Origin of the sequence: Streptomyces sp. P17, from assembly GCF_032436805.1 — a bacterium.
Lineage (GTDB): Bacteria > Actinomycetota > Actinomycetes > Streptomycetales > Streptomycetaceae > Streptomyces.
In genome coordinates this window covers 23,168-44,283 of the sequence record NZ_JAVRBF010000012.1, presented here as the reverse complement: position 1 = coordinate 44,283, position 21,116 = coordinate 23,168, and the positions used below count along the sequence as shown (strand labels likewise).

Genomic DNA, 21,116 nt, shown 5'->3' with positions numbered 1-21,116 from the left:
TCTTGATCAGCTGCTGTCAGGACTGGGGCTCGGGCTGGGACTCGCCCCGTCACCGGACTCGCCGGACTGGGCCTGCTCGGCCCGCCGCAGCGCCTCCTCCAGGGCCTTCTGCGCCTTGCCGTACGCCTCCCAGTCGCCGTCCTTCAGCGCCTGCTGTCCGTCCTCGAAGGCCTTCTGGGCGTCGTTCAGCGCCTCCTGGACCGTGGGGTTCTCGGTCGTCGGCGGTGGCGTGGGCTCGGGGGTGTCACCGCCGGGGTCCTCCGGTGGCTCGGGGGTCGAACCCTCCGCTCCGAAGACCTTGTTGAGAGCCTGGTCGAGGGTGTCCTCGAAGGCCGTACTGCCTCCGTAGGTCACCAACACCTTGCGCAGCAGCGGGTACTTGAGGCCGCCACCGCGGACATAGACGGGTTCGACGTAGAGCAGACCGCCGTCCAGTGGCACCGCGAGCAGGTTGCCGTACTCGACGTTCGAGTCGCCTCTGCTGAGGAGGCTGATCGTCTCGGCGATGTCCTGTTCGGAGTTGAACTGGCTCTGGACCTGTTTGGGTCCGTTGACGGTGGTGTTCGTCGGCAGTTTCAGGATTCTGATCTTGCCGTAGTCACTGGTGCCGGCTTCCGCGTCGACCGCCATGAACGCACTGAGGTTGTCACGGCCGTTCGGTGTGAACGTCGTCGTCAGCGAGAACGCCTGGGACTTCTGGTCCGGCATCTTCATGCTCAGGTAGTACGGCGGCACCGCGTTGCCCGACTTGTTGGTCGGGTCGTCCGGCACCTGCCACACCTCGCTGCCGCTGAGGAACGTCGTCGCGTCCTCCACGTGGTAGCGGCTGAGCAGCTCGCGCTGGACCTTGAACAGGTCCTGCGGGTAGCGCAGATGGGCCATCAGCGACGCGGAGATGTCGCTCCTGGGCTCCACTGTGTTCGGGAACGCCTTCATCCAGGTCTTCAGGACCGGGTCCTGGGTGTCCCACTGGTAGAGCTTGACCTCACCGCTGTACGCGTCGACGGTCGCCTTCACCGAGTTGCGGATGTAGTTGACCTGGTTCTGCTGGGCCACCACCGCGCGGGAGTTGTTGGTCGCCGTCAGCGAGTCGGCCGTCGTGTCACCGAGGGTCGTACGCGAGGCGTACGGATAGCCGTTGGTGGTCGTGTAGGCGTCCACGATCCACTGGATCTTGCCGTCCACGACCGCCGGGTAGGCGTCACCGTCGATGGTCAGCCAGGGCGCGACCGCCTCGACGCGCTCCTTGGGCGTGCGGTTGTAGAGGATCCGCGAACCCTCGCCGATCGCCCCGGAGTACAGGATCTGCGGCTCGCTGAACGCCACCGCGTACGCCGCGCGGTTTATCGGGTTGGAGAGGTTGACCCCGCTCTTGCCCTCGTAGCTGTAGGTCTTCTCACCGGTGTCGTCGGAGTAGTCGATCTCCTTCTGGGGACCGCCGACGATCGAGTACGTCGAGGTCTTCTCGCCGTAGTAGATGCGCTGCTGGTACTTGCCGAGGTCGCCCTTGGACGGCAGGTCGGACTCCGTGAAGACCGGGCGGCCCTGGGAGTCGGCGCTGGTTCCCTCGGCGGCGACCGCGCCGTAACCGTGGGTGTAGCGGAAGTGGTCGTTGATCCAGTTGTTCTTCGGAATGCCGTTGAGGTTCAGCTCACGCAGACCGATGACCGTGTCCTGGTCCTTGCCGTCCTTGCTGTACCGGTCGACGTCCAGGTTGGTCGGGAACCCGTAGTAGTTCCTGATCTGCTGGAGCTGCTGGAAGGTCGGCGAGACCACGTTCGGGTCCATGATGCGGATGCTCGCCGTGTTGTCGACGTCGTCGCGCAGCTTGGTCTTGTCGTCGGTGCTGCTCTGGCCCGAGTACTCGGTGACCTTGGCGTCGTCGATGCCGTACGCCTCACGCGTCGCCTTGAGGTTCTTCTCGACGTACGGCGCTTCCTTGGCCTGCTCGTTCGGCTGGACCTGGAACTTCTGGACGATCGCGGGGTACAGACCGCCGATGAGGATCGCCGAGAGCACCATCAGACCGAAGCCGATGACGGGCAGCTGCCAGGTGCGCCGCCACAGGGTGGCGAAGAACAGCAGGGCGCAGATGACCGCGATGCAGAACAGGATCGTCTTCGCCGGCAGATAGGCGTTGGCGTCGACATACCTCAGGCCGGTCCAGTTGTCGGTGGCCTTGAAGTCGCTGGACTTCACGGCCAGGCCGTACCGGTCGAGCCAGTAGGCGACCGCCTTCAGCGCGACGAAGATGCCGAGCAGCACCGACAGATGCCCGGTGGCCGCCGCGGTGGCACGCGCGCCGGGGCTGGTGATGCGCAGCCCGCCGTACAGGTAGTGGGTGAGCGCGGCGGCGATCAGGGACAGGATCGCGGCGGCGAAGCCGAAGCCGAGCAGGAACCGGTACCAGGGCAGGTCGAAGGCGTAGAACTTGACGTCCAGATGGAACTGCGGGTCCTTCTGGCCGAAGGACACGCCATTGACCCACATCAGCCAGGTCCGCCACTGACCGGACGCGGAAGCACCCGCGATCAGACCCACCAGCGCGGTGATCGCGAGCAGCAGCCACTTCTTGTACGGCGCGATGCCCATGCGGTAGCGGTCGAGGCTCTGCTGCTCCATCGACATGGCGCTCAGCGGTGGGCGCAGCCGGTGTGCCAGCCAGATGTTGAAGCCGACCGACAGGGCCATCAGCAGGCCGAAGACGAAGAAGAGACCGATCTTCGTCCACAGGGTGGTCGTGAAGACGGACGAATAGTTCACCGACCGGTACCACAGCCAGTCCGTCCAGAAGCCCGCGAACATGGTGAACGCCATGCCGAGTACGGCAAGGACGCCCAGCGTCATGAGCAGGGTCCGGACACGCCGGGACGGGCGGCCCACTCTGATCCGCGGCCCCGTGGGGCCTCCGCCGCGGTCCGGCATCTGGAAAGCCAAGGTACGCACCTCGAAGTTCGCTGTCGATCCGTCAGGCCCGCGACTTTTCGGGCCCTCCGGGGGGCCTCGTGATCGTAGGCCCACACCTATGCAACTTACTCACGCTTTACTCGGTTCCCGATTCCGGCCGGGAACGAGGCAGGATTGTGACCATGTCCAACACTCCCATGGCGGCGAGCCCGCTCACCCGGGCCGTACTCGAGATCGACGAGTACGCCTCCGGCCTCGGCTGGGACCAGCCCGCCCGTCTGTTCGCCCTCGTAGACACCGCACGGCTGCGGGCCCAGGAACCCGGCCTCGCCGCCCAGCTCGGCCTGGAGGACGAGCAGGAGACCTCCGGCCTGACCCCCATCGAGCAGGACGAAGTGCCAACGGGCAAGCCGCTCGATGAGTTCCTCGGCACCATCGCCTGGCCCGACGCGGTGACCGGCTGCGCGCTCACCGTGGAGCGGCTGATGCTGCCGCCGTCCGCGGAGGCGCAGGTTCCGAAGGATCTCGACGAGGCCGCGCTGACGAAGTGGGTGGCGGGGCACCCGGAGCGGCAGGAGGTCCGGATGACCGTCGCCGTGCTGCGCGACGGCACCCGGGAGTCGGCCCTGCGGCTGCGCGAGAAGGACACCCCGACCGACGTCCTGACGGGCAAGGACCTGGTCCCGGGTCTGGCGGAGGCGCTGGCGGCGACGTTCGAGGACTAGGCCTGGCTCGCCTTGCACTTCGGCAGGTCGGCGGTGTCGCCGGCGCGGATGTCCTTCAGGGCGGCGAGCGCGTCGTCCATGGTGCGGACCTTGACGAGGGTGAGCCCCTCGGGGGTGTCCTTGGCGGCGGCCGCGCAGTTGTCGGCGGGCGTGAGGAAGTACTGGGCGCCCCTGTCGCGGGCGCCGACCGTCTTCATCTCGATGCCGCCGATGGGGCCGACCTTGCCGTCGTCGTCGATGGTGCCGGTGCCCGCCACGAAGGAGCCGCCGGTCAGGCTGCCCGGGGTGAGCTTGTCGTAGATGCCGAGCGCGAACATCAGACCCGCGCTCGGCCCGCCCACGTCGGCGAGCTTGATGTCGATGGTGAACGGGAAGGTCTGGTCCGTCCCTGCGGAGATCCCGACGATGGCGCGCTTCTCGCCGTCGTCCTCGGACGTTGCCGTGGTGATCGTGACGTTCTGCGTCTTGGCCGGGGCCCGCTGCTCCTTCTCGGCCGCGGCCTGTTCCTTGGCGGGCACGATCGTGAAGTCGACGTCCTCGCCAGGCTTGTGCTGGGTGACCAGTTCGGCGACGTCGGCGGGCTCCTTGACGGCCTTGCCGTCGACCGCCTTGATCACATCGCCGGCGTGCAGCTTGCCCTCGGCCGGGGAGTCCTTGACGACGGTGGAGACGATCACCCAGGACCGCACGGGGATGTCCAGCGCCTCCAGGGCGGCGACCTTCGCGCTCTCCTGGGACTGGCTGAACTCCTCGGCGTTCTCCTGGGTGGACTCCTCCTCCGTCTTGCCGTCCGGGTAGAGCGTCTCGTGCGGCACGATCTTGTTGTCGTGCGCGAGCCAGCCGTAGACGGCCTCGACGAGGTTCATCTTGTAGTCGGCGCTGGTGACCCGGACCGTGGTCATGTTCAGATGCCCGCTGGTGGCGTACGTCTTGCGTCCCGAGATCTGCAGCACCGGCTCGCCGCCGTGGTCCCCGAGCGTGTTCACCGTCGGCCCCGGGGACATCTCCGAATACGGCACGGGGATGAACACTCCCGCGCACAGAAGCGCGATCAGCATCAGAGTGGAGGCGAGCATCGTCGCGGTGCGGCGTGGCATGCCTCGACAGTACGGGACGCCCCTGTCAGCGTCCCGTCAGGGCCGCGTCTTCTCCATGGCAGCGCGGAACCGGGCATATCCGTCCAGCTCGGGACCGTCGCTACGGACCTTTCGGGTCCGGTTGGCCCAACTGCCCCACAGACCGGCGCCGATCGCAGCGACAAGCGGAATCAGCAACCAGGCGAGCGCCGCCATGCCGTCCTCCCAACCCCAATGAGCGACCGCAACTGACTGATCAGCAGATTAACCATCCGCACTGACAACGCTCGGGGCAGGGGTGCGGTTACGCAACCGGAGGGGGGTGGGCGTCGGTCAACAGGCGCCGACCCACTCCTCGGTGCCGTCGGAGAACCTCTGGTGCTTCCAGATGGGCACTTCGTGCTTGAGATCGTCGATCAGCTTCCGGCAGGCCTCGAAGGCCTCACCGCGATGCGGACAGGAGACGGCGACGACGACGGCGAGATCCCCCACCTGGAGGTCCCCGATCCGATGCACGGCGGCGAGGGCCCGCACCGGGTACTCGGCGGCAACCTTCTCGGCGATCCGCCGCATCTCGCTCTCGGCACTGGGATGACAGGAGTACCCGAGCTCGTCGACATCGGCACCCCCGTCGTGGTTGCGCACGGTCCCGACGAACAGGGCGGTCCCGCCGGCGGCGTCGTCCCCGACAGCCCGGAACACCTCGTCAAGAGAGAGGGCGGTCTCCCGGACGGAGATCAACTTGATGGGATCCTGCCCGGCCTGCTCACCGGGATGGTCGTTCATGGGTGCCATGGCCCCATCGTGCCCCACCCGGAGGAACCCGGGGAATACCGAAATCACCCGGCACACACGCGTGCGGCTTTGGAGCCTCCTACAGACGGTGCGGCCCGGCACCGGACCCGCCCGATCAGATCCGCCGCCGAGCCTTCCGCGCCCGCCGCACCACCGCGGCCGCGCCCAGCAGCGCCACCGTCGCCCCGGCCGCACCCGCAGCCGTCGCGTCCTTCCTCCCGAGCCGCCGCCCGGCCACCGTGTGCCGCCCGGTCACCTCCTCCAGCAACTCGGCCAGCACCTCCTCGTTCGTCCACTGCGGCCGCCACCCCGCGTCATGCAGCCGGCTCCCGCTCACCACCCAGGGATACATCGTGTAAGCGAGATCCCCGGCCGGCGAAGGCGTCAGCCCGATCCGGTGCAGCCGAGCCGCCGCCCCCAGGGCGACCGCGGACGGCAGCTCCATCCGACGGATCCCGCTGAGCTCCTCGACCTCCTCCTGCTCCAGCCACCCGTCGCACCCGACGGCAAGCTCCCCGTCGACCTTCTCCAGGACGGCGTACTCCAGAGCACTGCACAGATCCTCGACGTGACAGAACTGCCAGGCAGGCCGCGAGCCGGCGACGACCAACAGCCTCGGCGACTCGAAATACCTGGTCAGCGCGGTGTCGGTGCCTCCTACGAGCACGGCGGGCCGCACCACGGTCACATTGAGTCCCGGGTGCGCCCGAGGCGCCCGCCGGGCGAGCCGCTCGATCTCCAGCAGATCCCCGACCCCGGTCGCCTCAGCGGTCGCCCGCAGCTCCGCGTCCTCCGACAGCGGCAGCTCGTTGTCGGGAAGCGCGCCGTAGACCATCGAGGACGTACAGAGAACGACCCGGTGCACCCCGGCGGCCGCCGCGGCCGTCAGCACGGTCTGCGTCCCCCGGACGTTGTACGCCGTCCGGGCGGCACCGTCGGTCTCCAGATCCAGATCGAGCGCGAGATGGACGACGACGTCCGCCCCTCGGAGCTTGTCCGCGATGGCGGGGTCCCGCACGTCCAGGATGTGCCACTGGGCACCCGCGCACTCGCCACGCCGCTCGTCGATGGCGATGACCTGCTTGATCTCCTCGGACGCGGCGAGCCGCTCGGTGAGCAGCGCTCCGACGCCGGACGCGGCACCGGTGACCGCCACGACGGGCCCGCGCGCGGCGGGACTGGTTGACTGGTTTCGCGCTGCGCGAACCTGCGGATCAGGGGAACTCACCGGGCGTCTCCAGCGGTTGTCTTCAGTAGATACGCGAGTGACGCGTACGTACCAGGTGGCATCCATCCTGCCGCAGGCCGAGAGTCGGCGAAGCACCGAGGCCCTAACCGCCCGTGGTGTCTACGCTGGGTGGTGTTATCGGGCAGTCGCGCCGTCGGAGCGAAACCGGCGGCCTTACCAGCCGAGGAATCCCGTGAGTGACACCCCATTCGGATTCGGCCTTCCGCCGGAGGAGCCGGACGACGGCGACGAGGGCAAGAAGAAGGACCAGGAGAGCGGTGGTGGTCAGGGACCTGCCAACCCGTTCGGTTTCGGCGGCCTGCCCGGTGCCGGGGGCTTTGGCGGCCCCGGTGCGGACAATCCGTTCGCCGCCATGTTCGGTTCGCTGAACCCCACCGACCTGGGCGCCGCATTCCAGCAGCTCGGCCAGATGCTCTCGTACGAGGGCGGTCCGGTGAACTGGGACATGGCCAAGCAGATCGCCCGCCAGACGGTCTCCCAGGGCACGTCGGACGGCACCAAGGACGCGAGCGTCGGCCCCGCCGAGCGCACCGCCGTCGAGGAGGCCGTCCGCCTGGCCGACCTGTGGCTCGACGACGCGACATCGCTGCCGTCCGGAGCCGGCTCCGCGGTGGCCTGGTCCCGCGCGGAGTGGGTCGAGGCGACGCTGCCGGCCTGGAAGGAGCTCGTGGACCCGGTCGCCGAGCGTGTCGGCACCGCCATGGGCGATGTCCTGCCGGAGGAGATGCAGGCCATGGCCGGTCCGCTGATCGGCATGATGCGCTCCATGGGCGGCGCCATGTTCGGCACGCAGATCGGGCAGGCCGTCGGCGTGCTCGCGGGCGAGGTCGTCGGCTCCACCGACATCGGCCTGCCGCTCGGCCCGGCCGGCAAGGCCGCCCTGCTGCCGGTGAACATCGAGGCGTTCGGCAAGGACCTCGGCGTGTCCAAGGAGGAGGTGCGGCTGTATCTCGCCCTGCGCGAGGCCGCCCACCAGCGCCTGTTCGCCCACGTCCCATGGCTGCGCTCGCATCTGTTCGGCGCCGTCGACGGCTACGCGCGCGGGATCAAGGTCGACACCGCCAAGCTGGAGGACGTGGTCGGCCAGTTCGACCCGCAGAACCCCGAGCAGCTGCAGGACGCCCTTCAGCAGGGCATGTTCCAGCCGGAGGACACGCCCGAGCAGAAGGCCGCCCTGGCCCGTCTGGAGACGGCTCTGGCGCTGGTCGAGGGCTGGGTGGACGCGGTGGTGCACGCGGCCGCGAAGCCGCGCCTGTCCTCCGCGGACGCGCTGCGCGAGACCCTGCGCCGCCGCCGCGCCTCGGGCGGTCCGGCCGAGCAGACGTTCGCCACGCTGATCGGTCTGGAGCTGCGCCCGCGCCGGCTGCGCGACGCCTCGCGTCTGTGGGCCTCGCTGACGGACGCGCGCGGAGTCGACGGCCGCGACGCCCTGTGGTCCCACCCGGACATGCTGCCGACGGCGACCGACCTGGACGACCCGGACGGCTTCGTCCACCGGGAGCAGCTGGACTTCTCCGAGCTCGACAAGATGCTCGGCGAGGCGGCGGACGGCTCCGCCGGGAAGCCGGATAAGGACGACGACTCCGAGTGACTCTGCACGGCGACGCGGTCCAGGTACTGAAGGCCTACGAGGACCAGCTGGATCTGCGTCAGGTCTACCTGGGCCATCTGGACGGTCATCCCAACGGAATGTGGAAGGACTGCAAGGACGGGCACATCACGGCAAGCGCCCTGGTGATCGACCCCGAGCGTGATCGCGTCCTGCTCACGCTCCACAAGAAGCTGCGTATGTGGCTCCAGATGGGCGGTCACTGCGAACGGGGCGACGACACACTCGCGGGCGCCGCGCTCCGGGAGGCCACGGAAGAGTCGGGCATCCCCTCACTGCGCCTGCTGCGGAGCACCCCGGTCCGCCTGGACCGGCACTTGACGCCCTGTGCCTGGCACCTGGACGTGCAGTACGCCGCCATAGCCCCGAGCGGAGCCGTGGAAGCGATCAGCGACGAGTCGCTCGACCTGCGCTGGTTCGCCTACGACGAGGTGGCGGACGTAGCGGACGCCTCCGTCGTACGGCTGCTCGAAGCAACCCGCGCCGGTCTCTGAAGCGGTAAGGGGTGACCGCCGTTGCGGTCACCCCTTACTCGGGCTCAGCTCCAGACGTTGCCCTGGTTCTGGCCGCGGGCGCCCTGCTGGCCCATGCCGTACTGCGCGGCGAGGCCCGAGCCGATCTGGGCGTTCTGCGGCGGCAGGAGTTCGCTGGGCTGCACGAGCGCGTAGCCGCTGCCCATGAAGCTGAGCTCCCAGCCCTCACCGGTGTTGCCGCGGCGCCGCCACACCCCGGAGGAGTGCGTCTGGGCCTGCATCTGGACGCGCAGGCTGGTGGACCAGGCGACGATCGCGTCGGCGTCGCAGTTGACGTACTTGTCCGGGGTGACCTGCATCATCAGCGGCATCCCGGAGGTCATGAGGGCGACCTTGCCGCGGCCGGTGATGTTGAGCTGGTACCTACCCGAGCCGGAGATGCCGTACAGGCTGTCCACGGCGATGACCTCGTGGTGCAGCGAGGAGTCCATCGCCAGCACATAGCTGCTGTCGACGGTGAGCCCGTCCTGCTCCACATCCACCATGTGGATGTGCTGCTTGAGGTTGGCGAGGTAGACCGTGCCCTGCCCGTGGCAGCGCATCAGGTCCAGGCCCTCGCCGGTGTGGGCACGCGAGCGTCCCTGGTCGTTGCTCTGGTACTCGGCGTCGAACTCGATCAGGCCCTGGTAGGCGACCATGGTGCCCTTGCGGGCGAGGATGTCGTCGTGGCCCTCCAGGGTGAGCCGGAGCATCTGCTTGTTCTGCAGGCTCCAGCGCTCCTGGGTCTGCTGGTCGTTGTGGGCGAAAAGCGGGCTCTGCATGGTGTGGTGCTCCCCCTCAGCCCCGGACTCGGAGGCGGTCGGTGCTGTCCTCGCTGGGCTGGACGACGACGATGCCCTGGCCGGAGAAGGCCATCTGGTAGGCCTCGCCGCTGCCCCGGCCGATCAGCGACTGTGCCTTGAAGCTGCGCTTGCCCTTCACCTTGAGGTTCGGGGACCAGGCGACGAGCGCGTCCGGGTCGACGTACGTCTCGTTCTCGCCGCCGCCGCAGTCGACGACGATCGGCTTGCCCCGGGAGGTCAGCGCGACCCAGCCCTGCCCGGAGATCCTGGTGTTCCACAGGCCCTGTCCGGCGAACTTCGCCAGGCCCTTCACGCGCTCCACGCCCCACGTCAGATGCGCGTCGAAGGCGAGCAGGTTGGTGGCGTTGACGGAGATCCCATCGCCGTTGAGGTTGATGACGACGACGTTCGCGCCGTAGTCGGCGAGGTAGAGCAGTCCGTCGCCGGAGCACTTCATCAGGGGCGCGCCCTCGCCGGTCATCCAGTCCTTGGCGATCTGGCGCACGGCCGGCGGGTTGGGCTCGTACTGGACGAAGCCCTCGTAGGCGACCATCGACCCCACGCGCGCGAGGAGGTCGTTCCCGGTCTGCATGGCGACCTTCACCATGTGGTTGCCGTGGTTCTCCATGCGGGCGGTGACGGGTGCGGGAGCGTAGCCCGCGAGCGGCTGGTTCATGACGGGCTCTCCCTCAGATCTCGTACGGCTGGACGACGACGAAGTTGCCGGGAGCGGCCCGGAACTGGAGATTGACACTCTCTCCGGTGTCACCGGGGTAGGCGTTGCGCCGCATGCGGACCTGGCTGGAGACGACCACCTGGGCGGCGGCCGACCAGGCGACCACGGCGTTGCAGTCGGCGAAGGTGGTCGGCGTGACCGGCAGGACGAGGGGCGTGCCGTGCGTCTTGAGGACGATCGTGCCGGTGCCGGTGAACTGCATCGTGAACAGCGCGCCGCCGGGGATGCCGTGCCCCTCGATACGGCGGACCTCGTACTGGAGGCCCTCGTCGAAGGCGAGGACGTTCTCGGCGGAGACGCAGACCCCGTCGCCCTGGAGCTCGATGGGGTGCAGCATCGTGGAGTTCTCGGCGAGGAACACCTGACCCTGGCCGGTGCAGCGCATCAGCTGCAACTCCTGGCCGGTGGCGTTGCCCGCGATACGGCCCGCGAACCCGGCGCCCTTGTAGCTGAAGTCGACCTTGCCCTGGTAGAGCACCATGCTGCCCTGCCGGGCCAGCACCGGCTGCCCGCCGATGCCGAGGTCTACGCGGACCATCTTCTTGTTCTGCTGCGTCCAGCGCTGCCCGGTGGGTGTCTCCCTGAACTGCTCCAGCGCGGCGGCCACACCGGGCGCCGCCGGAGCACCCTGGGGAGCGCCGTAGGGGGCGGGCTGGCCCGGGACCTGCCCGTACGCCGACTGCTGGCCGTAGCCGGGGGGCGGCGTCGGCTGGCCGTACCCCTGGGGAGCCTGCGGTGCCTGGGGCTGGCTGTAGCCCGGGGGCAGCGGTGCGCTCGGCGGCTGGCCGTACGGCTGCTGCGGCTGAGCGGGCTGGCCGTAGGGCGCGGGGGCCGGGGCCGGCGGCGGCACCTGGGTGCCGCTGGGCGGCGTCATGGGGGCGATGATCGTCGGCTGGGCGTGCACCGACGGGGCCGGGGGCGGTGGCGGCGTGGCTCCCGGCGGGGGCGCGAAGCCCTGGGCTGCGGGCTGCGGCGCGGGGGCCGGAGCGGGCGCGGGGGCCGGTGCCGGAGCGGGCGCCGGTGCTGCCGGGGCGCCGAAGGACGGCGGTGCGGCGGCCTGCGCCGGGGGCGCGAAACCGGGGGCCGCGCCGGACTGCGGCTGCTGCGGGGCCGGGGCGGGAGTCTCCTCCTCCATGACCTCGCCGCCGAAGTTCTTCAGCAGCGCGTCCAGGCCGCCGTCGAAGCCCTGTCCGACCGCGGCGAACCGCCAGACGTCCTTCAGGTAGAAGTCGCCCAGCATGACGGCCCGTTCGGTGCTGAACTCCGAGCCGCTGAACGCGTACCGGGCGACTTCCTCGCCACCGGCCACGATGCGGATGTATCCGGGACTGATCTGCGACATCTGCCCGGCGCCGTCGATCGTCGCGGTGAACGACAGCTTCTGGATCTGCGGCGGGATCCGCTCCAGCGTGACCCGGAAGGACTCCGTGTCACCGGCCTGGGCACCCAGGAGCTGGACGGACTCCTCGGGGGTCTTCGGCTGGTTGAAGAAGACGAAGTAACGGTCGTCCGAGAGCCGTTCATCGGCGTCGAGGCCGAAGCAGCTGATGTCGAAGGTCAGACCGGGACCGGAGATCTGCACACCTACGTACAGATCCGTGCCCGCGGTGAGGTCACTGATCCTGGCCTTGTGGCCGCGTTGGAATTCCCTGGCCATGCGTAACGACCGTCCCCCATCCCGAATATGAGTGCGTCGCGTCAGGCTAACGGCAAACTCGGACACCGGACGAAGTCGGTACAGAGCCGGTACAGAACCAGCGCCCCGCGGTACCTGAAGGTCGGGGAGCGGTCACTCTCCGCGTGCGCCGGGCAGATGCGGCAGCCGATCGGCGGCGACCACTCCTTCGAGGTAACCCCGGGCCCGCTCGGTCCGCGGGTACGCCTCCAGCAGCCGCCAGAACCGGGGCCCGTGACCGGGCACGAGCAGATGCGCGAGCTCGTGCAGCAGGACGTAGTCGACGACGTACTCGGGCATGCCCTGCAGCCGGTGCGACAGACGGATGCTGCCCTCGGAGGGGGTGCACGAGCCCCAGCGCGTGTTCTGGTTGGTGACCCAGCGGACCGAGCTGGGCCGGGCGCGGCCGTCGAAGTACTGGGCGGAGAGCCGCTCAGCGCGCTCCGCCAGCTCGGTGTCGCCGAGAACCCGCTTGCTCTCCTGGGCGGCCAGCTTGTCGAGCATGACGCTCACCCAGCGCTGCTCCTCCGCCTCGGACATCCGGGCGGGGATGAGCACGACGGTCCGATCACCCTCGCGGTACGCGGAGACCGTCCTGCGGCGCCGGGGACTTCTGCGCACCTCGATCGCGCTCGCCCCCGAACCGTTCGGCGGCGGGCTCGTCGTGCGGCGCTGTGGCGTTCCGGCGCGGTGCAGTGGGTCGACGGACACGCCCCGACGTTACCCGCTGCACACGGGGGAAGTCCCGACTCCGGTACGGTTCGGCGCCTAGACCCCACCATGCGTTTGATTTGTACGAAGAATCCCTGGGCCTGTGGACAACTTTCGGCGCCGGACCGCGCATCCGGGCATGCTGGCTCTCGCCGGGGCAGCCGCGAGCGAGTGCCTGTTGCACGCGGGTGACTACCTTTGCACTCGCGCGACGACTCCGGCTTACGGGGACGAACCATGACTACGGGGGCCTGTCATGCATCCGATGGTGAAACCGGCGCTCAGGCGGGGCTGGCGCGATCTCAATACCGTGCAGTTCGGGATGACTCCGGCGCACGCGATGACGCTCGGCCCGATGGACACGGCCACGGGCAGCTTCCTCGACCTGCTCAACGGCACCCGAGGGCTGGAGCTGCTGCGCGCGGAGGGCCGGAGGATGCGCCTGCCCGACGGCCATGTCGACGGTCTTGTGACCCGGCTGACGCGGGCCGGGCTGCTCGACGACGCGCGCGGGGGCGGTTCGCGCGGTGCCGAACTGCGCGGGAAGAAGGAGGTCCTGGACCGGCTCCGCCCCGATCTGGCCTCGCTCTCCCTGACCACGTCCGAGCCGGGCGAGGCCATGCACCGGCTTGCCGCCCGCCGCTCCCTGCGGGTGCAGGTGCGCGGCGCCGGCCGGGTGGGCGCGGTGCTGGCCGCACTGTTGTCGGGCGCGGGTGTCGGCGAGGTCGAGGTGCGCGACGGCGGCCGGGTCGAGCCGTGGGACGTGGCACCGGGCGGGCTGCCCTCCGAGGCGATCGGCGAGCGCAGGGACGAGGCCGCCCGCCGGGCCGTACGCCGAGCGGCCCCGGCCCGCCCGCCCCGCCGCGGCCCTCAGTCACCGCCCGAGGACGCCGATCCGGGCCACTCCCTGGTGATCCTCGCCCCACGGGACGAGGTCGCGGTGCACGCGCCCGTCCCGTCCACCGCCGATCCGCTGATCGCCTCCGGTACGCCGCATCTCTACGCGGGAGTGGTCGAGGGAACCGGTGTCGTCGGTCCGCTCGTCCTGCCGGGCGAGACAGGCTGCGCGGGCTGTCTGCACGAGGGACGCACCGACCGGGACCCGGTCTGGCCCCGGCTGGTCGCCCAGTGGCGTTCGGGTGGAGGGAAGGCCCGCCCGGTGCCGGCCTGCGATCTGACGCTGGCCACGACGGTCGCGGGACTGGCGGCGGCGCACGCGCTGGCGTTCCTCGACGGCGGGGCTCCCTCCAGCGCGGGTGTCCGATGGGAGGTGTCGCTGCCCGGTCTGACCTGGCACGCGCGGCCGGTCTGGGCCCATCCCGCATGCCCGTGCGGGGCCGCGGAGAAAGGTAAGGAAGGACACACCTCCAAGGACAGGGAGGCGCACGAGACAATGGTGGAGCAACGGCCGTCGAGAACGTCACGCCGTCAGGCTGACCCGCGGCCGGCTGGGACCTGGAGGGCGCATGTCTGATCTTCCCCGGAAGGCGGTCACCCGGACCGCCAAGCTCGCCGCACTCCCGCTCGGCTTCGCCGGACGGGCGACCTGGGGACTGGGCAAGCGAATCGTGGGCGAGTCCGCGGAGCTCGTCGGCAGAGAGCTGCAGCAGCGCACCGCCGAGCAGATGTTCAAGGTGCTCGGTGAGCTCAAGGGCGGTGCGATGAAATTCGGGCAGGCCCTGTCCGTCTTCGAGTCGGCGTTGCCCGAGGAGGTCGCCGGTCCCTACCGCGCGGCGCTGACGAAGCTCCAGGAGGCGGCGCCGCCGATGCCGACGCGCACGGTGCACGCTGTGCTCGCCGAGCGGCTAGGTGAGGACTGGCGCGAGCTGTTCGTCGAGTTCGACGACAAGCCCTCCGCGGCGGCCTCCATCGGTCAGGTGCACCGGGCGGTGTGGCAGGACGGGCGTGCGGTGGCGGTCAAGGTCCAGTACCCGGGCGCGGGGGAGGCCCTGCTCTCCGACCTCACCCAACTGAGCAGGTTCGCCCGTCTGTTGGGCCCGCTGGTCCCCGGCATGGACATCAAGCCGCTCATCACGGAGCTGAAGGACCGTGTCTCCGAGGAACTGGACTACGGCCTTGAGGCCCAGGCGCAGCGGGTCCACGCGGAGGAGTTCGCGGGCGACCCGGACGTCCTGGTGCCCGACGTGGTCCATCAGTGCGACCAAGTTCTGATCACCGAGTGGATCGACGGCATCCCGCTGTCGGAGATCATCGCCGACGGCACCGAGGGGCAGCGCGACCGCGCAGGCCAGCTGCTCGCCCGCTTCCTCTTCTCCGGCCCGGCCCGCACCGGCCTGCTGCACGCCGACCCGCACCCCGGCAACTTCCGTCTGCTGCCCGGCGGCCCGGACGACGAGGAGGAATGGCGCCTCGGCGTCCTGGACTTCGGCACGGTCGACCGACTGCCCGGAGGTCTGCCCACCCCGATCGGTGAGTCGCTGCGTATGACCCTGGACGGCGACGCGGAGGGCGTCTACGAGCTGCTGTGCCGGGAGGGCTTCGTCAAGGAGTCCATAGAGCTGGACCCGGACGCCGTCCTCGACTACCTCCTGCCGATCATCGAACCGGCACAGATCGACGCGTTCACCTTCACCCGGGGCTGGATGCGCAGCCAGGCGGCCCGTGTCGCCGACCCTCGCTCTCCTGCCTATCAGCTGGGCAAGCAGCTCAATCTGCCGCCCTCCTATCTGCTGATACACCGGGTGACACTGAGCACGATCGGCGTCCTGTGCCAGCTGGGGGCCACGGTCCGGCTGCGCGAGGAGCTGGAGGAGTGGCTGCCCGGCTTCGTGCTGGAGGACGAGGTTCCGGAGGAGTCGGTCGCGGAGGCCTGAGCCCTACCACCAGGACGAGTCCAGCCGTCCCTCGATCGCCCTGAGGTTCTCCCGGGAACACGCGTCGCAGAAGTAGCGACGTTCGCCGTTCTCCACGGAGAAGGTCCAGGTGGGCTGGGGGCTCTCGGCCTTGACGCCACAGCCGGCGCACACCAGGGCTTGTTGCTCCGTGGCGGAGTCAGGGTCGTCACTGCCGCCGGGAAGACTCGTCACCCCGCGACGATATCGCCGCCTTCGACGCCTCGGCGCGCACAACGCACCGCGGGGGCCGGTCCGTTCGGACGGACCGGCCCCCGCGGGGAGCGACTTCCTCCCACGCCGGGAGGCGACTGCTTCAGTCGGGTCGATTACTGCATGACCGCCATGGCGATCGCGCGGCGGGCGCGCCGCGAGGCACGCTCGGCGCGGCGCTGCATACGGCGGGCGGTCACCAGGCGCAGCGCTCGGCGTTCCCGATCCGCCTCGTGCAGGCGCTCGTGCATATGCGCACGAGCCAGGGCTTCTGGGATGAGTTGCATTTCGCGGGTCCTGTTCTGACGCGAGTCGATCGCGCCGGTGGAGGTGAAGTCTTCAGGCGTGGCGCCTGCAAGTTCGTTGGTGGACGGCTTCATCGGGGCCTGCTTCTTGGGGTCGTGCGTGAGGGGGCGGTCGATCGTTCCTGCGGTGTTCATGCCGTGACCGGGTTCTTGCGCGGGCGGCCACGCGGCCGCTTCCGGGCGACGACTACACCCTGGACGAACAGCTCGCCACCCCAGACGCCCCAGGGCTCACGCCGCTCCTTGGCGCCGGCGAGGCAGGCCTCCATCAGCGGGCAGGTGCGGCACAGGGACTTGGCGTACTCGACGTCCGCCGGCGACTCCGCGAAGAAGACCTCCGGGTCGTAGGAGCGGCAGGGGACGGGTACGCCGAGGTTCTCGATGGCGTCGTCGAGCGCGGTGAGCGCAGTGAGCGGGGTCAAGGTGGAGTCCTCCGTGAGGCCGGGCGGGGGGATCGTTTCGGAAGGCGGTACGGACGGGGCGTGCGCTTCGAGTTGCACGGTTCGTCTTCCTCGTCTGGTCGTTCCGGTCGGGGTTGGACCGGGTGGCGGCTGGTACCGGGTTCTTTTCTTGTCCCGAGGCCCCTTCGCTCCGTCGTCCCCGTTCGGGGACAAACAGAAGGGCCGCGGATCCCGGATGGGGTTCCGCGGCCCTGAAGGCGCCGGCCTGATCAATCAGGCTGGATCACTCCAGGGTTCTGGCCCACGGAAGGCCCACATCTGGTGGTGCTGCGTCGTCTGCTTCCGGAATCCGGCACCGGTCGCCGTAAAGGCATAGGCCTGCGCCTGTGCCACTACTGCCGCTTCCAGTGCCTGGGTCGGTCGCTCATTGCGCTCACGGATGGGAAGACCCGCGAGAGACAGGGAGGCGGCCGGACGCACGGCACGGATGCCGGACAGACCGGTGCCCGGGTTCGAGGCGCCGAGCATGCACAGGGAGGCGACGACCGAGCGATCGGTCATTTTCACGGTGCTGATGGTGGAGCTGGCCTTGATGCTGATCACTGGGCTCGCCTCCTCTCGGCGTCTTGGGGAACTGGGGTGAGCCAGTCCGGCGGGTATGCAAGTACAACACGGAATTGGGGCCTCCAGGAAGGCCTCCGTTCCAATGCCTAAGAACCTATGGGGATTGCTGGGGCATGCGCAAACTATTTTTTCGACGAGTTCGTTTCAGTCCCCGTCTTCGTCTCCCCCGGGCTGCCGGCCTGCGCAGATGGCCAGGACATCGGCTCCGTAGCGGTTGAGCTTGCGCACGCCGACCCCGGGAATCCGCGCGAGGTCGCCCTCGTCGTCGGGGCTCGACTCGGCGATCGCCATCAGCGTCTTGTCGGTGAAGACGCAGAAGGCGGGCTGCCCGCTGCGCCGGGCCTGGTCCGCGCGCCACTCGCGGAGCCGCTCGTACAGCCCCTCGTCCATGTCGGACGGGCAGTCCTCGCAGCGCATCAGTTTCATCTCGCCGGCGTCGGTGAGGGTGCGTCCGCAGACCCGGCAGCGGGCGACGGTGCGCTGGGTGCGGCGCGGGGCGGCGTCCGGTCTGGTGGTGAAGCCGCGCTCCACGCCCCCGGAGCGCCCCGCGCCGGCGCGGCCCGCGGTGCCGGTGGAGCCGCCGGGGCGCAGCCCGTCGAGAAACCGGCTGGGGCGACGGTTGGCGCGGCCGCCGGGTGAGCGGGCGAGGGACCAGGAGACATGGAGGTGCTCCCGGGCGCGGGTGACGCCGACATAGAGGAGCCGGCGTTCCTCCTCGATCTGCTCGTCGGTCTTTGCGTAGGTGATCGGCATCATGCCCTCGGCGACACCGACGAGGAAGACGACGTCCCACTCCAGGCCCTTGGCCGAGTGCAGGGAGGCGAGGGTGACGCCCTGGACGGTGGGGGCGTGCTGGGCGTTCGCCCGTTCGTCGAGTTCGGCGACGAGGTCGCCGAGGGTGGCGCCGGGTCTGGCGACGGCGAAGTCCTGGGCGAGGTTGACCAGGGCGGCCAGGGACTCCCAGCGCTCTCTGACCGCGCCGGATCCTGCGGGCGGCTCGGTGGTCCAGCCCTCCCCGGAGAGCACGGCGCGCACCTGGGCCGGCAGGTCGACGGCGTCGTCGAGGAGGGAGTCGTTGCCGCCGAAGCGGGCCGCCCCGCGCAGGGCGATACCGGCCTTGCGCACTTCGGGACGGTCGAAGAAGCGCTCCGCGCCGCGCAGCTGGTAGGGGATGCCGGCGTCGGCGAGGGCCTGTTCGTAGGTCTCGGACTGGGAGTTCGTACGGAACAGGACGGCGATCTCGCTGGCCGGGACTCCGGAGTCGATGAGCTCGCGGATGCGTCGGGCGGCGCCCTCGGCCTCGGCGGGCTCGTCGGTGTACTCGGCGTAGCCGGGCTCGGGGCCCGGGTCTCGCTGGGAGATCAGTTCCAGGCGGTGATCGGCGGCGCGGCCCCGGGCCTGGGCGAGCAGGCCGTTGGCGAGGTGGACGACCTGGGGGGTGGAACGGTAGTCGCGGACCAGCTTGACGACGGTGGCGCCGGGGTGGCGGGTGCGGAAGTCGAGCAGATGGTCGGGGGTTGCTCCCGTGAACGAGTAGATCGTCTGGCTGGCGTCGCCGACCACACACAGGTTGTCCCGGTCGCCGAGCCACAGTTCCAGCAGGCGCTGCTGGAGGGGGCTGACGTCCTGGTACTCGTCGACCACGAAGTGCTGGTACTGGGAGCGGACCTGTTCGGCGATGTCATGGCGGTCCTGGAGGATCGCCACGGTCAGCAGCAGCACGTCCTCGAAGTCGATCACGCCGCGCTCGCGCTTGAGGTCCTCGTAGGCGGAGTAGAGCTGGACGATCTCGGCCGGGTCGCGGGGGGTCTCTCGGCCGGCCTTGGCGGCGGCGAGCGCGTAGTCGGCGGGGACGGTCTGGGTGACCTTGGACCATTCGATCTCGCCAGTGGTGTCCCGCAGCTCGCCCCGGTCAAGGCGGATGCGGCAGGCGGCGGCCGCGTCCGCGACGAGCTGGATCTTGCGGTCCACGAGCCGGGGCATGGAGCCACCGATCGCTTTCGGCCAGAAGTACTGGAGCTGTCGCAGGGCGGCCGAGTGGAAGGTCCGGGCCTGGACGCCCCCGGCGCCGAGCTGCCGCAGTCGGCCCCGCATCTCTCCGGCGGCACGGTTGGTGAAGGTGACCGCCAGCACGGTGGACGGCTGGAGGATCCCGGCGCGCACTCCGTAGGCGATGCGGTGGGTGATCGCCCGCGTCTTGCCCGTACCGGCCCCGGCCAGCACGCACACCGGTCCGTGCAGGGCGGTGGCCACTTCGCGCTGCTCGGGGTCGAGCCCCTGGAGCACCGCGTCGGCCGAGTCCGGTACCTGCGGGAAGAGCGGGGAGTGCGTTGCTGCTGTCACACCGCCATGCTGCCAGGTCGCCGGAGACGGGTGAGCCGGTTGTCCACAGGCAGGGCCTCGCAGTCGTACTAATGCGGCGGGCGTCACGTCGCCGGGCATACCCCCGGCGGGAATGGCGGCCCGGTCGCGTACGTTCCCTCATCGGACGACCTGGTCCCCGAGCCATCGAAGGAGCGCGCGAGACATGCAGGGCACTGTGACGATGTACAGCACCACCTGGTGCGGCTACTGCCAGCGGCTGAAGAAGCAGCTGGACCGCGAGGGCATCGCGTACACCGAGATCAACATCGAGCAGGACCCGGATTCCGCGGCGTTCGTCGAGAAGGCCAATGGCGGAAACCAGACGGTCCCGACCGTTCTCTTCGCGGACGGCTCCACGCTCACCAACCCGTCGCTGGCTCAGGTCAAGCAGAAGGTCGGAGTCTGACGGCTCGCTGTCCGGCGCTACCCGAAAGGCGGTTCCCAGGAGATCTGGGAACCGCCTTCCGGCTGTGATGAAGCTGTGTCGGATGAAGCCGTGTCAGATGAAACTTCGCGTCGGCAGCGGCTTGCCGTACCAGAGCTCGATCAGGCGGGCCGCGATCGAGATGCCGTAGGGCGGGAGCACCTCGCCCGATTCGAAGGCGGCGCCCAGTTCGTCACGGGAGAACCAGCGGGCCTCGTGGATCTCGTCGCCGTCGACGTCGATCTCGGTGGAAATGGCGCGTGCCATGAAGCCCAGCATCAGGCTGGACGGGAAGGGCCACGGCTGGCTGGCGACGTACTCGACCTGCCCGACGGTGATCCCGGCCTCTTCGAAGACCTCGCGGCGCACCGTCTGCTCGATGGACTCACCGGGCTCGACGAAGCCGGCGAGCGTGGAGAAGCGGCCCTCGGGCCAGTGGACCTGGCGGCCCAGCAGGATGCGGTCGTCCTCGTCGGTGACGGCCATGATCACGGCCGGGTCGGTGCGCGGGTAGTGCTCGGCGCCGCACGCCTGGCAGCGGCGGATGTGCCCGGCGGCGGCGATCACCGTGCGTTCACCGCAGCGGGAGCAGAAGCGGTGGGTGCGCTGCCAGTTCTCCAGGCCGACCGCGTGCACCATCAGGCCGATGTCGCGCGGGGACAGCAGCAGGCCCGCCTCACGCAGTCCGGCCGGACGGGCGGACTGGTCGATACGGCCGGGCAGGGCGTCCTTCTGGAGTGCGAAGTAGCTGACGCCGTCCTCGTCGATGCCGAGGAAGTAGCGGTGTGCCTCGGTGAGGGGGGCCTCGAAGGAGGGGGTCATGACGAGTTCGGTACGGCCGTCGGCCGTCTCGTCGATCAGGACCTGGCCGCCGGAGACCACGAAGCAGCGGGTCGTGGGGTGGCTCCATGCCGCCGCCAGCCAGGCCTCGTCGAGGCGGTGGTGGGCGGCGCGGTCGATGCCGCTCGGGGCGGTGAGCGAAATGGGGCGGTCGGCGGTGTGGTCGGTCCAGGTGGTCACGGGTGCTTCCAACTCCCCCGGTGGAACGGTTGATTTCGGCGGGCGGTTCAGCGGGACGTGGGACGGGAGGGGACCGTGTCCGGCAGGCCGGTGCGGTACGGGGCGGCTCTACCAG

21 protein-coding genes are annotated in these 21,116 nt (G+C 69.8%); 6 read left to right on the top strand and 15 right to left on the bottom strand.

What is annotated here, in order from left to right:
• Window positions 1–6 precede the first annotated feature (6 nt).
• Window positions 7–2,925 carry a UPF0182 family protein gene (locus RMT89_RS10125; RefSeq protein WP_399497904.1) on the bottom strand — a complete coding sequence of 973 codons (2,919 nt, stop codon included), beginning with the start codon at window positions 2,923–2,925 and terminating at the stop codon, window positions 7–9.
• 164 nt (window positions 2,926–3,089) lie between these two features.
• On the opposite strand from RMT89_RS10125, the gene RMT89_RS10120 reads away from it, so the two are divergent.
• The gene (locus tag RMT89_RS10120; protein ID WP_315883479.1) at window positions 3,090–3,632 is read left to right on the top strand and encodes a PPA1309 family protein; all 543 of its coding nucleotides are present in this window, start codon (window positions 3,090–3,092) and stop codon (window positions 3,630–3,632) included.
• Here RMT89_RS10120 and RMT89_RS10115 read toward each other — a convergent pair.
• The 4 genes from RMT89_RS10115 to RMT89_RS10100 all read right to left on the bottom strand — a co-directional run bounded on the left by RMT89_RS10115 (window position 3,629) and on the right by RMT89_RS10100 (window position 6,731).
• Window positions 3,629–4,729 carry a PDZ domain-containing protein gene (locus RMT89_RS10115; RefSeq protein ID WP_315883478.1) on the bottom strand — a complete coding sequence of 367 codons (1,101 nt, stop codon included), beginning with the start codon at window positions 4,727–4,729 and terminating at the stop codon, window positions 3,629–3,631. The two genes, RMT89_RS10120 and RMT89_RS10115, sit on opposite strands and share 4 nt — an antisense overlap.
• Before the next feature lie 36 nt (window positions 4,730–4,765).
• Window positions 4,766–4,924, bottom strand: a complete 159-nt coding sequence (locus tag RMT89_RS10110) for a hypothetical protein (RefSeq protein WP_188292446.1) — start codon at window positions 4,922–4,924, stop codon at window positions 4,766–4,768.
• A gap of 117 nt (window positions 4,925–5,041) precedes the next feature.
• Window positions 5,042–5,503 carry a molybdenum cofactor biosynthesis protein MoaE gene (locus RMT89_RS10105; protein ID WP_315883477.1) on the bottom strand — a complete coding sequence of 154 codons (462 nt, stop codon included), beginning with the start codon at window positions 5,501–5,503 and terminating at the stop codon, window positions 5,042–5,044.
• Between the two features lie 115 nt (window positions 5,504–5,618).
• On the bottom strand, window positions 5,619–6,731 hold the full coding sequence (locus RMT89_RS10100; RefSeq protein WP_315883476.1) for an SDR family oxidoreductase: 1,113 nt from the start codon (window positions 6,729–6,731) through the stop codon (window positions 5,619–5,621).
• Window positions 6,732–6,924: 193 nt separating this feature from the next.
• On the opposite strand from RMT89_RS10100, the gene RMT89_RS10095 reads away from it, so the two are divergent.
• Both RMT89_RS10095 and RMT89_RS10090 read left to right on the top strand, forming a co-directional pair.
• Window positions 6,925–8,343, top strand: a complete 1,419-nt coding sequence (locus tag RMT89_RS10095; protein WP_315883475.1) for a zinc-dependent metalloprotease — start codon at window positions 6,925–6,927, stop codon at window positions 8,341–8,343.
• Entirely contained in the window at window positions 8,340–8,855 is a 516-nt protein-coding gene (locus RMT89_RS10090; protein ID WP_315883474.1) for an NUDIX hydrolase, read from the top strand. Before RMT89_RS10095 ends, RMT89_RS10090 begins: the two co-directional genes overlap by 4 nt.
• Before the next feature lie 44 nt (window positions 8,856–8,899).
• On the opposite strand, the gene RMT89_RS10085 is transcribed toward RMT89_RS10090, so the two are convergent.
• The 4 genes from RMT89_RS10085 to RMT89_RS10070 all read right to left on the bottom strand — a co-directional run bounded on the left by RMT89_RS10085 (window position 8,900) and on the right by RMT89_RS10070 (window position 12,798).
• Entirely contained in the window at window positions 8,900–9,655 is a 756-nt protein-coding gene (locus RMT89_RS10085) for an AIM24 family protein (RefSeq protein WP_315883473.1), read from the bottom strand.
• 16 nt (window positions 9,656–9,671) lie between these two features.
• A complete protein-coding gene (locus RMT89_RS10080; protein ID WP_315883472.1) occupies window positions 9,672–10,352 on the bottom strand; it encodes an AIM24 family protein in 681 nt (226 codons plus the stop codon).
• A gap of 13 nt (window positions 10,353–10,365) precedes the next feature.
• The gene (locus tag RMT89_RS10075; protein WP_315883471.1) at window positions 10,366–12,069 is read right to left on the bottom strand and encodes a TerD family protein; all 1,704 of its coding nucleotides are present in this window, start codon (window positions 12,067–12,069) and stop codon (window positions 10,366–10,368) included.
• A 132-nt stretch (window positions 12,070–12,201) separates the two neighbouring features.
• A complete protein-coding gene (locus RMT89_RS10070) occupies window positions 12,202–12,798 on the bottom strand; it encodes a M48 family metallopeptidase (protein ID WP_315883470.1) in 597 nt (198 codons plus the stop codon).
• A 256-nt stretch (window positions 12,799–13,054) separates the two neighbouring features.
• Between RMT89_RS10070 and RMT89_RS10065 the strand changes: the two genes are divergently transcribed.
• Window positions 13,055–14,272 (top strand): TOMM precursor leader peptide-binding protein, encoded by a 1,218-nt coding sequence (locus tag RMT89_RS10065; protein WP_315883469.1) that lies wholly within the window; start codon window positions 13,055–13,057, stop codon window positions 14,270–14,272.
• A complete protein-coding gene (locus RMT89_RS10060; protein WP_315883468.1) occupies window positions 14,265–15,632 on the top strand; it encodes an AarF/UbiB family protein in 1,368 nt (455 codons plus the stop codon). The genes RMT89_RS10065 and RMT89_RS10060 overlap by 8 nt, the downstream gene beginning before the upstream one ends.
• A 3-nt stretch (window positions 15,633–15,635) precedes the next feature.
• Here RMT89_RS10060 and RMT89_RS10055 read toward each other — a convergent pair whose 3' ends face one another.
• The 5 genes from RMT89_RS10055 to RMT89_RS10035 all read right to left on the bottom strand — a co-directional run bounded on the left by RMT89_RS10055 (window position 15,636) and on the right by RMT89_RS10035 (window position 19,536).
• Entirely contained in the window at window positions 15,636–15,845 is a 210-nt protein-coding gene (locus RMT89_RS10055) for a hypothetical protein (protein WP_315883467.1), read from the bottom strand.
• Between the two features lie 134 nt (window positions 15,846–15,979).
• Window positions 15,980–16,303: a hypothetical protein gene (locus RMT89_RS10050; protein WP_315883466.1), complete on the bottom strand. Its 324-nt coding sequence runs from the start codon at window positions 16,301–16,303 to the stop codon at window positions 15,980–15,982.
• Window positions 16,300–16,668 (bottom strand): WhiB family transcriptional regulator, encoded by a 369-nt coding sequence (locus RMT89_RS10045; protein ID WP_005480495.1) that lies wholly within the window; start codon window positions 16,666–16,668, stop codon window positions 16,300–16,302. Before RMT89_RS10045 ends, RMT89_RS10050 begins: the two co-directional genes overlap by 4 nt.
• 174 nt (window positions 16,669–16,842) lie before the next feature.
• On the bottom strand, window positions 16,843–17,172 hold the full coding sequence (locus tag RMT89_RS10040) for a hypothetical protein (protein ID WP_315883465.1): 330 nt from the start codon (window positions 17,170–17,172) through the stop codon (window positions 16,843–16,845).
• Between the two features lie 165 nt (window positions 17,173–17,337).
• Window positions 17,338–19,536 (bottom strand): ATP-dependent DNA helicase UvrD2, encoded by a 2,199-nt coding sequence (locus tag RMT89_RS10035; RefSeq protein WP_315883464.1) that lies wholly within the window; start codon window positions 19,534–19,536, stop codon window positions 17,338–17,340.
• Window positions 19,537–19,720: 184 nt separating this feature from the next.
• Between RMT89_RS10035 and RMT89_RS10030 the strand changes: the two genes are divergently transcribed.
• Entirely contained in the window at window positions 19,721–19,963 is a 243-nt protein-coding gene (locus tag RMT89_RS10030; RefSeq protein ID WP_315883463.1) for a mycoredoxin, read from the top strand.
• Between the two features lie 93 nt (window positions 19,964–20,056).
• On the opposite strand, the gene nudC is transcribed toward RMT89_RS10030, so the two are convergent.
• Window positions 20,057–21,001, bottom strand: coding sequence for an NAD(+) diphosphatase (gene nudC, locus RMT89_RS10025; RefSeq protein ID WP_315883462.1), 945 nt, complete (start codon window positions 20,999–21,001; stop codon window positions 20,057–20,059).
• Window positions 21,002–21,116: the final 115 nt, after the last annotated feature.

Excerpts from the sequence above, each read along its gene's own strand:
- RMT89_RS10065 (WP_315883469.1), top strand. The coding sequence starts at position 13,055 with ATGCATCCGATGGTGAAACCGGCGCTCAGGCGGGGCTGGCGCGATCTC.
- RMT89_RS10030 (WP_315883463.1), top strand. The coding sequence starts at position 19,721 with ATGCAGGGCACTGTGACGATGTACAGCACCACCTGGTGCGGCTACTGC.
- RMT89_RS10105 (WP_315883477.1), bottom strand. The coding sequence starts at position 5,503 with ATGGCACCCATGAACGACCATCCCGGTGAGCAGGCCGGGCAGGATCCC.
- RMT89_RS10085 (WP_315883473.1), bottom strand. The coding sequence starts at position 9,655 with ATGCAGAGCCCGCTTTTCGCCCACAACGACCAGCAGACCCAGGAGCGC.
- RMT89_RS10080 (WP_315883472.1), bottom strand. The coding sequence starts at position 10,352 with ATGAACCAGCCGCTCGCGGGCTACGCTCCCGCACCCGTCACCGCCCGC.
- RMT89_RS10050 (WP_315883466.1), bottom strand. The coding sequence starts at position 16,303 with ATGAACACCGCAGGAACGATCGACCGCCCCCTCACGCACGACCCCAAG.
- RMT89_RS10060 (WP_315883468.1), top strand. The coding sequence starts at position 14,265 with ATGTCTGATCTTCCCCGGAAGGCGGTCACCCGGACCGCCAAGCTCGCC.
- RMT89_RS10120 (WP_315883479.1), top strand. The coding sequence starts at position 3,090 with ATGTCCAACACTCCCATGGCGGCGAGCCCGCTCACCCGGGCCGTACTC.
- RMT89_RS10075 (WP_315883471.1), bottom strand. The coding sequence starts at position 12,069 with ATGGCCAGGGAATTCCAACGCGGCCACAAGGCCAGGATCAGTGACCTC.
- RMT89_RS10115 (WP_315883478.1), bottom strand. The coding sequence starts at position 4,729 with ATGCCACGCCGCACCGCGACGATGCTCGCCTCCACTCTGATGCTGATC.
- RMT89_RS10110 (WP_188292446.1), bottom strand. The coding sequence starts at position 4,924 with ATGGCGGCGCTCGCCTGGTTGCTGATTCCGCTTGTCGCTGCGATCGGC.
- RMT89_RS10125 (WP_399497904.1), bottom strand. The coding sequence starts at position 2,925 with ATGCCGGACCGCGGCGGAGGCCCCACGGGGCCGCGGATCAGAGTGGGC.